Origin of the sequence: Aggregatilinea sp. (genome assembly GCF_036822615.1) — a bacterium.
Lineage (GTDB): Bacteria > Chloroflexota > Anaerolineae > Aggregatilineales > Aggregatilineaceae > Aggregatilinea.
The window spans coordinates 1-8,783 of sequence record NZ_DAISHJ010000169.1 but is presented as its reverse complement, the minus strand read 5'-3'; the positions used below and the strand labels follow the sequence as shown (position 1 = coordinate 8,783).

The 8,783-nt window shown below is 65.7% G+C and carries 6 protein-coding genes; 1 reads left to right on the top strand and 5 read right to left on the bottom strand.

Annotated elements, in window-relative coordinates; translation table 11 throughout:
- On the bottom strand, positions 1–1,056 hold a 1,056-nt coding region (locus V7116_RS24415), incomplete at its 3' end, for a nucleoside-diphosphate sugar epimerase/dehydratase (protein WP_324394609.1).
- Entirely contained in the window at positions 1,053–2,060 is a 1,008-nt protein-coding gene (locus V7116_RS24410; protein WP_324394608.1) for a glycosyltransferase family 2 protein, read from the bottom strand. The genes V7116_RS24415 and V7116_RS24410, both read right to left, overlap by 4 nt.
- Positions 2,061–2,385: 325 nt before the next feature.
- Between V7116_RS24410 and V7116_RS24405 the strand changes: the two genes are divergently transcribed.
- A complete protein-coding gene (locus tag V7116_RS24405; RefSeq protein ID WP_324394607.1) occupies positions 2,386–3,240 on the top strand; it encodes an alpha/beta hydrolase in 855 nt (284 codons plus the stop codon).
- On the opposite strand, the gene V7116_RS24400 is transcribed toward V7116_RS24405, so the two are convergent.
- The 3 genes from V7116_RS24400 to V7116_RS24390 form a co-directional block, all read right to left on the bottom strand.
- Entirely contained in the window at positions 3,230–5,497 is a 2,268-nt protein-coding gene (locus V7116_RS24400) for a YfhO family protein (protein ID WP_324394606.1), read from the bottom strand. The genes V7116_RS24405 and V7116_RS24400 overlap by 11 nt on opposite strands.
- Positions 5,484–7,118, bottom strand: a complete 1,635-nt coding sequence (locus V7116_RS24395; RefSeq protein WP_324394605.1) for a hypothetical protein — start codon at positions 7,116–7,118, stop codon at positions 5,484–5,486. The genes V7116_RS24400 and V7116_RS24395 overlap by 14 nt, the downstream gene beginning before the upstream one ends.
- Positions 7,087–8,783 (bottom strand): hypothetical protein (locus tag V7116_RS24390; RefSeq protein ID WP_324394604.1); only part of this gene is annotated, 1,697 nt, incomplete at its 5' end. The genes V7116_RS24395 and V7116_RS24390, both read right to left, overlap by 32 nt.

The window sequence follows — 8,783 nt, the reverse complement described above, 5'->3', positions numbered from 1 at the left end:
CCTTGGTCGCAACCACGACTGGTTTGCCGACCCGATGATCGTGGCGCTGTCGATTGCATCATGTGTCGGCTTCGTTGTGTTCGATGGCGGCGTGAACAGCGGGCCGGGGCAGTCGATGTGCATCGCCAGGGCGATAAACGGCAGCACGGCGGCGAACAGGACCAACCCCAACACAGCCAGTACCAGATCGGTCGCGCGTTTGATGGCCTGATAGGGATCAAAAATCGACGTGCCTTCCGTCGGCAGGATCGACATCCAGTACTGCGGCCCGATGTGCTCGATCGGCACGCGCCCGGTGACCTGCTCGTAGAGCAGGGGCATGGGCACGATGCTCAGGCCGGATTCGTAACAGTCCGTGAGCGCCTGGAACATCTCGGCGGAGAAGTCCTGCCCGTTCGCCAGAACGATCTCGGAGACGTCGTGGGCCTGGGCGGCGGCCAACAGGTTCGCCCCGCTGCCGAGGATGGGCAGGGGAATGTCGCCGCGCGGACTGCCGCTGTCGCGGATAATGCCAACGACGTGGTAATCGTCCGGGGCTTCTTCGCGCAGCATGCTGTTGACCGTTTGCGCGGCGTGCCCGGTCCCGACGATCAGCGCGCGGCGCGGTGTGGCCGTCCAGCCGATCAGGAAAGGCCGCCACAGCCGCCATGCCAGGATAAAAGCGAACGACAGCACCGCGTAGTAGAGGATAAACAGGCGGGGCAGCGCCGTCCGTGGCGAGACGAAGAAGATCATCAGGTACACCACCAGGACTTGCAGCTCTACCTGGACCAGCCGCATCATGCTCAGATCGAGACGCGACGAGATGCGCAGGCTGTAAAAGTCGTTGGCGCTGGCGAGCAGCCACCACAGCCCGGCCAGGATCGGGAACCAGTAGCCGTGCGCGACGAGGAAGCTGATTCCCAGGTGTCGCCCATCCATGATCAGCCAGATGATTAGCGACAGCAGCACAGATACCAGAATCGCCAGCGTATCACCGAGCATGAGCAGCACGCGCCGCTCGGAAATTTGAAGCTGAAGCCGGTGCGTTCGGACAGCGGGCGGGGGTAGGGTCATGCGCGTACCCTCCTTACTGCGACGCCGGAAACCGCTCGCAGCGCTTCGGCCCAGAAGCCGCTGCCCCAGGCGACGTGCATGCAGGCAAACACGAGCGGCAGCCGGAGGAGATGCTGCCAGCCCTCGCGGGCGGCCTGCCGTGCCGAGGCCGCCGTCAGAGCCACGGCATAGCTGCCGAGCGCGATCTGCCACAACCGCGCCGCGCGTTTGCTGAACAGGCCGAGTACTGCGCCGCCTGCGATTGCGGCTACGAAAACGGGCGCGACGAGGTGGCGGGGGCGGGCCGAGGCCGGATGCTTGCGCAGCACTTTGAACTTCCAGCCACCGTAGCGGAAGAACTGCCGCCACAGCGCGCCGGGCGTCTGCCGCCCGTAGTATGCGGATCGGATGTCCGGCGACAGATAGATCCGCCCGCCTGCCTGCCGGATGCGCACGTTGAGTTCGTAGTCTTCGTTGACGGCCAGCGATTCGTCGAAGCCGCCGATCTGTTCCAACACGGCGCGCGGCCACGCGCCCATGTAGACCGTGTCGACAAACTCGGCGCGCTCGCTGACGGTAAAGCGGCTCGGCACGCTGAAGGGGGACCGGTACGCGGCGGCGACCGCGCGGCCCCACGGAGTCAGGCCCACGAAGCGCTGCGGCCCTCCGGCGTTGTGCGCACCGGTCGCATTCAGCGCCTTGACGCAGCGCCGGATATAGTCGGGCTCGATGAGCGTGTGGCCGTCCACGCGGGCAATCACGTCGCCGTGTGCCGCGCGCAGGCCAACGTTCATCGCACTGGCCTGAAGACGGCGCGGATTGTCGAGCAGGCGCACGCGCGCGTCCGTGCGCGTTGCCGCTTCGACTACCGCCTGTGTGCCATCGGTGGACCCGCCATCGACGACCAAAACTTCCAGGCAGTCGCCAGGATAATCCTGGGCCAGAACCGCACCCAGAGAACGCGAGATATAGGCGGCCTCGTTATAAACGGGCATCACCACAGAAACGAATGAAATGGTCTGCATCCCCGCATTGCACTTTCTGATCGACGCATCAAAGGAAGATTATAGTGATTTCCCCTGCCCGGCGGCGACACCTAACCTTGTGCTGAGGGGAAAACACCGGGTGTGGTTATGCACATTGACGACGGCTGCGTTCCCTTTGGTCTGCGGCAGTGAGAGGGCTGTGTGGATCGGGAATCGCATATCCCGGCAGCTTATACGTGAGTATGCCCGAAAATCGTTGGAATCTCGACAAAATAATAGATAATCTGTTCTAGTTGGAAAAGTCCGCTAAGATGACAATGAACATCCTCTATGACCATCGTACAGCACAGACAAGGAGATGGCGATGACCGCGGAACCCGTAACTCTGCTCGGCAGCGAACAACATCTGATGACATCCCGGCAGAACGGCAGAACGTATCGCATCACCGTGAGCCTGCCGCTGGGTTATGATGCGCCCGCAGGCGAGGACTGGCCGTTCCACAGCACGCCTGAAAAGTGGCCCGTGGTCTACGTGCTCGATGGCAACTGGTATTCCGGCCTGGTCACCGAAATCATTCGCCCGATGGCCTGGTGCGGCAGCACGACGGACGCGATCGTGGTGGGCATTGGTTATCCGGAAGGTGACGATCCCATCGAGTCCTTCCGCGTGTCGTTCACCCGGCGCGACCACGATCTGACGCCCGTGCGAGACGACGCCGTGACGCGCTCTATGGAGCAGGCCCACAAGCGCCCGGTTCCGAACGGCGACGCGGGGGGCTTCCACAAGTTCATCGAAGACGAATTGATTCCGTTTGTCGAACGCAGCTATCGTGCGGATCCCTCAAACCGGATTTTACTGGGGCACTCCTACGGCGGCTTGTTCGCGCTGTTCGGGATGCTGGAAACGCCGGGCCTGTTTCAGACGCTGATCGTGGGTAGCCCTACGCTGTCCTACGGGGAGCGTTACGCCTTCCGGCAGGAGGAGGCGTTTGCCGAAACCCACCGTGCGCTGCCGGTCCGCGTGTTTCTGTTCGTGGGCGAGCTGGAGGAAAGCATGGACGACCAGACGATGACCGATACGCTGCGGCTCGCGGCCATCCTGCAAGGTCGCGGCTACGAAGGGTTTTCGCTCGTCAAACATATTTTCCCGGATCAGAACCACTGCGAAGTGGCGGCGGCAGGGTTTCAGGCCGGGCTGAAATTCGCCCTCAGGCGATAAGCGAATCCGGCGCTCGCCGGGGACGCCACGCGATACATACCAGCGCCAGCGCGAGGGCGACCGCGCTGATGACTGCTCCGGCGACGATGCCGTTGGGCCGGAAGGTGAGGGTCACTTCCGTGCTGCCCGCAGGGACGGCGATCGCCTGGAACGCAAGATTGGCGCGGTAGATTTCCGCGTCTTGCCCGTCGATTGTGGCGTTCCACCCGGGATACCACGTCGTGCTGATGACGAGGTAGGCGAGCCCGTCGCTCTCGACCTGCAGCGCGAGGCGGTTCGCCTGCTCGTCCACCACCGTGACGGTCCCCTGCGGCGATCCGCTGGATACCGCGTCGGCAGGTGGCGATCCGGCCAGGATGACGGTCGTTTGGGGATCCCAATCCGGGCGGCGCAGCAGGTCCTCGATCGCATCGTCCGCAGCGGCCCATTCCGCCGCGCCAACCAGCCATGCGCGCGGCGTCTCGTCTGGCGCGGTGAAGTCGGGCGTGGTGCCCTGCCAGCCTGCCGGGCGGGTATCGCCCAGAGTTTCGGTGACGCTCGCTGCCTTGAGCAGCGGCCCCGCCTTTGGCCCCAGTTCCTCGATCAGATCGATGTACCGGCGGTGATGGTCGGGCAGCAGCGGATCGAAGTTGTTCAGCGTGCGGATGCCATCCAGCATGTTGAGGTTGGGCAGGCGCGACGTGCGCACGGCGCGCCAGTCGTCGCGCGCGACGCGGTAATCGCCGAGCACGAATAAATCATCGAACTTGACCGATTCCTCCTGCGCGTCGAACCAGTACAGCCGCCCGGTGGGGTTGGTCACCTGTGCGGGTTGGTAGAACTCAGCGGGCGCGGTCGGATTCAGCCCCGATGACGCCCAGACCAGATCCGCCGTGACGACGATCAGGACTGCCGCCTGCCAGCGCCGGACGGCGCGCGATCCGGTTTGGGGTTTCGCCAGGACCAGCAGCGCGCTGAGCGCTATCCCGCAGCCGAGCGCCGCCACGCCACGCGATAGCACCTCGACGTTGTGGGACGTGTCGGTGATCATTGGCGCGGCGAGGGCCAGCGCGGCCATTGCCAATCCCCCGGCGACGGACAGCCGCGACCAGAACGTCAGCCACTTGCCGCGCGCGACGTGCTGCGCGCCTATGCCTGCCAGCACCGCGAGCGCGAATGCAGTCAGGATCAGCCAGCGGACCGGCTCGCGGAACACGTCGAAGGTGGGCACATAGGTGAACAGCAGCTTGAAAATGGGCGTATGGCGTCCCATTGCCAGCACCAGCGCGACCAGGGCCAGCAGCGCCCAGAACGGCACGCTGGCCGCTGCCGGATCGGTTTGTTCTGCGCGCCGTGTACGCATCCACCGGATCATGGCGGCGAGCGCCAGCAGGAGCGGGAAGAACCCGATATACGCCGCGTCCTCGAAGTAAATGCCTTTCGTCAGGTACGAGCCATCGGCGGGTGTGCCGTAGAAATTCGGGCTGAACAGCGTCACCAGTCGCAGCGGGGCGTAGGACAGGTTGGTCGTGAAGTCAAAGTCCAGGCCGCCCGCTCGCTGCGACTGCATCAGGTATTCGGCGGTCGGAATGACCTGTACGGCGGCGATGCCCGCGCCCAGCGCCGCGCCCGCCGCGACCATCGCCAGCCCGGTCCAGCGCGTGCGGGCCGGAATGCCGCGCAGACCCCATATCGCCAGCCACAGCGCGTACAATCCCACGCCGGTCAAAAGCTGAAGGCCGACGACCAGCGCCAACAGCCCGGCGTTGCGCCACGTCCGGCGGGCGAGCGCGCGGTGCGCCATCCAAAATACCCACGGAATCCATATCGCCGCGTCGAACGTGGCGAACGATCCGGCGCGCCCGATCAGGTAGCCGGACAGCGCAAACGCCAGCATACTCACGCCGCGCCCGAAGTGCCCCATGCCCAATGCGCCCGTAAAACCCCACATGCCGGTGCCCGCCAGCGCGAGGTGCAAAAACGTGCTGACGGACATGGCGGCTGCGTCCGAGCCCAGTAGATACAGCCAGTTGGGCGGGTAGAAGATCGCGCTCTGGTAGTTGGCGATCAGCGGCGCGCCCGCGCCCGCGTACGGGTTCCAGCCCGGCAGCCGCCCGTGCCGGATTTCCTCGAATGCGAAGTGCCGCCACGGATCGAACTGAAGCGAAGGCAGGCCCCAAAAGAGCGTGTCGCCGCCCAGCAGCTTGTGAAACAGCGCAATCGCCGCCGCGATCAGCAGCAGAGCCGGAAGCCATGCGGAGGGGTTACGTTTCGTCATGTGGAACCTCGTAGATCCGGTATTGGCTTTGGGCGTTTTGCGCGAAGGGACGCAGACCGTCCGCCCAGCCGGGATCGGGCGCACCGGGGTCGAGCGGGCCATAAAATACGTAGTCGATTCCGTGCAAAAGCGTCTGCCGTTCGCCCGCATCCATCTCATCCGCAAAGAAGCGCTCGACCTCGGCGTATTTACGCTCCCCGTAGAGGGTTTCCGGGCCGTGCCCCACGTAGGACACCAGATCCGTCTGTACGGGGGCATAGCTGCCGATCTCGCGCGTGGTCAGCAGGCGAGCGTCCCGGGGGACCGCCGCGTTCAGGCGCGCCAGCCCGTCGATCATCCCGTCCGACCAGTCAATCGGTGCCCTGTGAGTCAGCGCCGCGCCGATTCCGCCGAACCACAGCACGATCGATGTAGGCAGCGCCAGGCATAACACGGCGGCAACCGCGATGCGCCGCATGCGGTGGGATTTGAACGCCAGACGCAGTCCCACGACGGCCAGAATGCTCAGCGGCACGATGACGGCTTCGGAGAGGCGGCGCTGTACGTTGATGGGCAGGTAGACCAGGATAGGCACGATGGTCAGCCAACCGATCAGCAGCAGATAGCGCGCGCTGCCGGGCCGTTTGTCGCGTCGCCACACCCACCTGAACGAGGCCAGCGCGGGCAGCGCCAACACGATGTAGCCAAAAACGTAGTGCAGCGGGTGCGGCGAGGGGAGACGGTTTTGCGCGGACCACTGCGCGAATACGTCGCTGGTCAGGAACACGATGCCGGTATAGAGCAGAACAGGCAGCGGCACGGCGGCGGCGATCACCGCCTGTCGGAACAGGAGCCAGGGAAAGCGGCGGTCGCGCAGCCACGCGGCCAGCCCCCATGCGCCGAGCACCGCGTAGATCACCGGGATGTAAAACGGCACGGCCAGCCCCATCACCGCCCAGCACAATCCGGCGGCGAGACCGTAGCGCCAGCGACGATCGGAAGATGCGTCGAGCGTGCGGGACAGCAGCAGGAATCCGCCCAACAGGGCGCTGCGTGCCAGCGCGAGGTGAGGCAGGCTGTAGAGGATGAGGAAGCTGTAGCCTTCGGGCAGGTAAAAATCGAGGGGCAGCCAGTTCAGCCAGTGCTGCGCGCCCACAATCAACAGCAGCCAGCCCAGCCCGCCGCCGAGCGTGATCAGAATCAGGGCCAGCCATCGCGCGCGGCGTCCCGGCAAGAACTCGGCGGCAAACCGGTACGAGACCCCGATCAGCAGCATGCCGAACAGCACCCGCGCGGTGTGGTAGGTGATCGCCAGCGCATCCGGCAGGGCCGGATCGTCAGCGGGCACGACCATGCCGGTGAGCCTGCCTAACAGCACGTAAGGCAAAAACATCAGCGCGCCATCGTGCGGCTCGGTGGTGTGGCGCAGCGTAAACAGCCAGTCGCCGCGCGCGCCGAGCCGCATTTTGGCGAGATAGCTGTAGCCGTCCTCGACGCTGAACAGGAAGCCGCCAAACCGGGTGCCGCTGCCCGCTGTCCCCCAAGCGATGAGATAGGGGATCGTCGTGAACAGCATGACGAGCGCGGCGAACAGCGCCACGCGCCGCCACTCACGCGGCGTGATGGCTGCTGGTCGTCGCATACCGTGTGCTCCACGCCAGCAGGCCCGCCGCAACGAGCAGCCCGCCGCCGGTTAATAGACCGATCCAGATTTCCGACGCGCTGTACCGGTAGGTCCAGGTCTGGACGCCCGGCTCAATCGCGCCCGGCAGACCCGGCGAATCGCCGCTGGCGTTTTGCCAGCGCCCCGCCGCAATCGCGTACAGCACGCGCGGCTGCTCCGCGTCTGTCCGCACCGCGACGCGGTTTGGACCGTGCCAATCGAGCGCAGCGTCCGGCAGCAGCAGGTTGCGGTAGACGTAGATCCCGTTCACCTGCGCGATTAGTGCCAGCCCGTCCGCTTCCAGTGGGTACGCTGCCACGACGTGCGATACGTCCCACTGCGCGAGCAGATCTGCGCGCAGCGGCGCGTCGCGGTTGGCCGCGTCCAGGGACGCCTCGCCGCTGGCATAGGCCGGGATCGTGACGCTGTACCCCTCGCTGCGCACGCCTGTGGCTGCTTCTGCCGCTTCGACGTACGTTTTCATCTGGAACGGATCGACGCCGCCGAACTGCGGGATGTCCCAATAGGCGCTGGCCTGCTGAGGCAGGCTATAGCTGGGGGAATAAACGCGTGTCGCGCCGTCGTCTTTCAGGGTCAGGGCCAGATCGCGGTACGGATCGAGCCATGCGCGCGTGGATCGCCCCTCGATCAGCGACGGATCGATCCACAGCAGATCCGCCGCAACCACTATCACAAACAGGGGCAGCAGGAGCCGCGACGGCGCGCGCCGGAATACCGCCAGCAAAACGAGCAGCCCGATCGCGGGCAGCGCCAGCGTGCCCGTGACGGATGCGGGATCGAGGTTATCCGGGCGCAGGGCGAGGCCGGAGAGGCTGCACGTCAATCCTCCACCAACCAGCGCGACCGCGCTCAGTCGCGCCGCTTTGCGCAGCAAATCGGCGGCGGTCAGGCTTTGCACGCCCCACGCTGCGAGATAGGGCAGGATCAGCGCGGCGATGATCCAGACGCGCGACGGCACGCGCCACCAGAGCAGCGGGGGAATCAGTTTGACCAGGGCTGTCCACAGCACGAACTGATCGCCCATCGCGTACAACGCCAGCAGCAGCACCCACGCGCCCCAGAACCAGAGCTGCTTTGGGCGCAGCAGCAGGGCCACGATCGCCAGAATAAGCACACTGACACCGGGATAGACTAGTGTTTCCCACGCGCCGCCGTGCGAGCCGATCACCAGCCCAATCCACTGCCCGGCGTTGATGCTGTCTACCGCGGCATCTTCGATGCGCATTGACGTGCGCGAGAGATCGGCGCGCAGAAGCAGCAGCGGAATCCACTCGACGGCGGTGAGTCCTGCCGCGACCAGCGCTGCCGTGCCGATCCGTGCGATGAGACGCAGCGCGGGAAGGCGCCGGCACAGGTCCGGCTGCTGCGCCCAGAGCCACAGCGCGTAGGCGGCGGTCGTCACGAAGGCGTACGCGCTCAAGCGTACGTCGGCCAGGAAGCACATCGCGGCGATGATCCCCACGGCCAGCACTGCGCCGCGCGCCGGATCAGGCCGCACCAGCCGGTGCACGGACCACAGCAGCCACGGCATCCAGGCTGCCGCGTATACGAGGTCCAGATGACCCGCGCCCCGCCGCTGCGATGAGGCGCGGCGCGAACCCTGCCCCAACTGCCGCCAGCGCA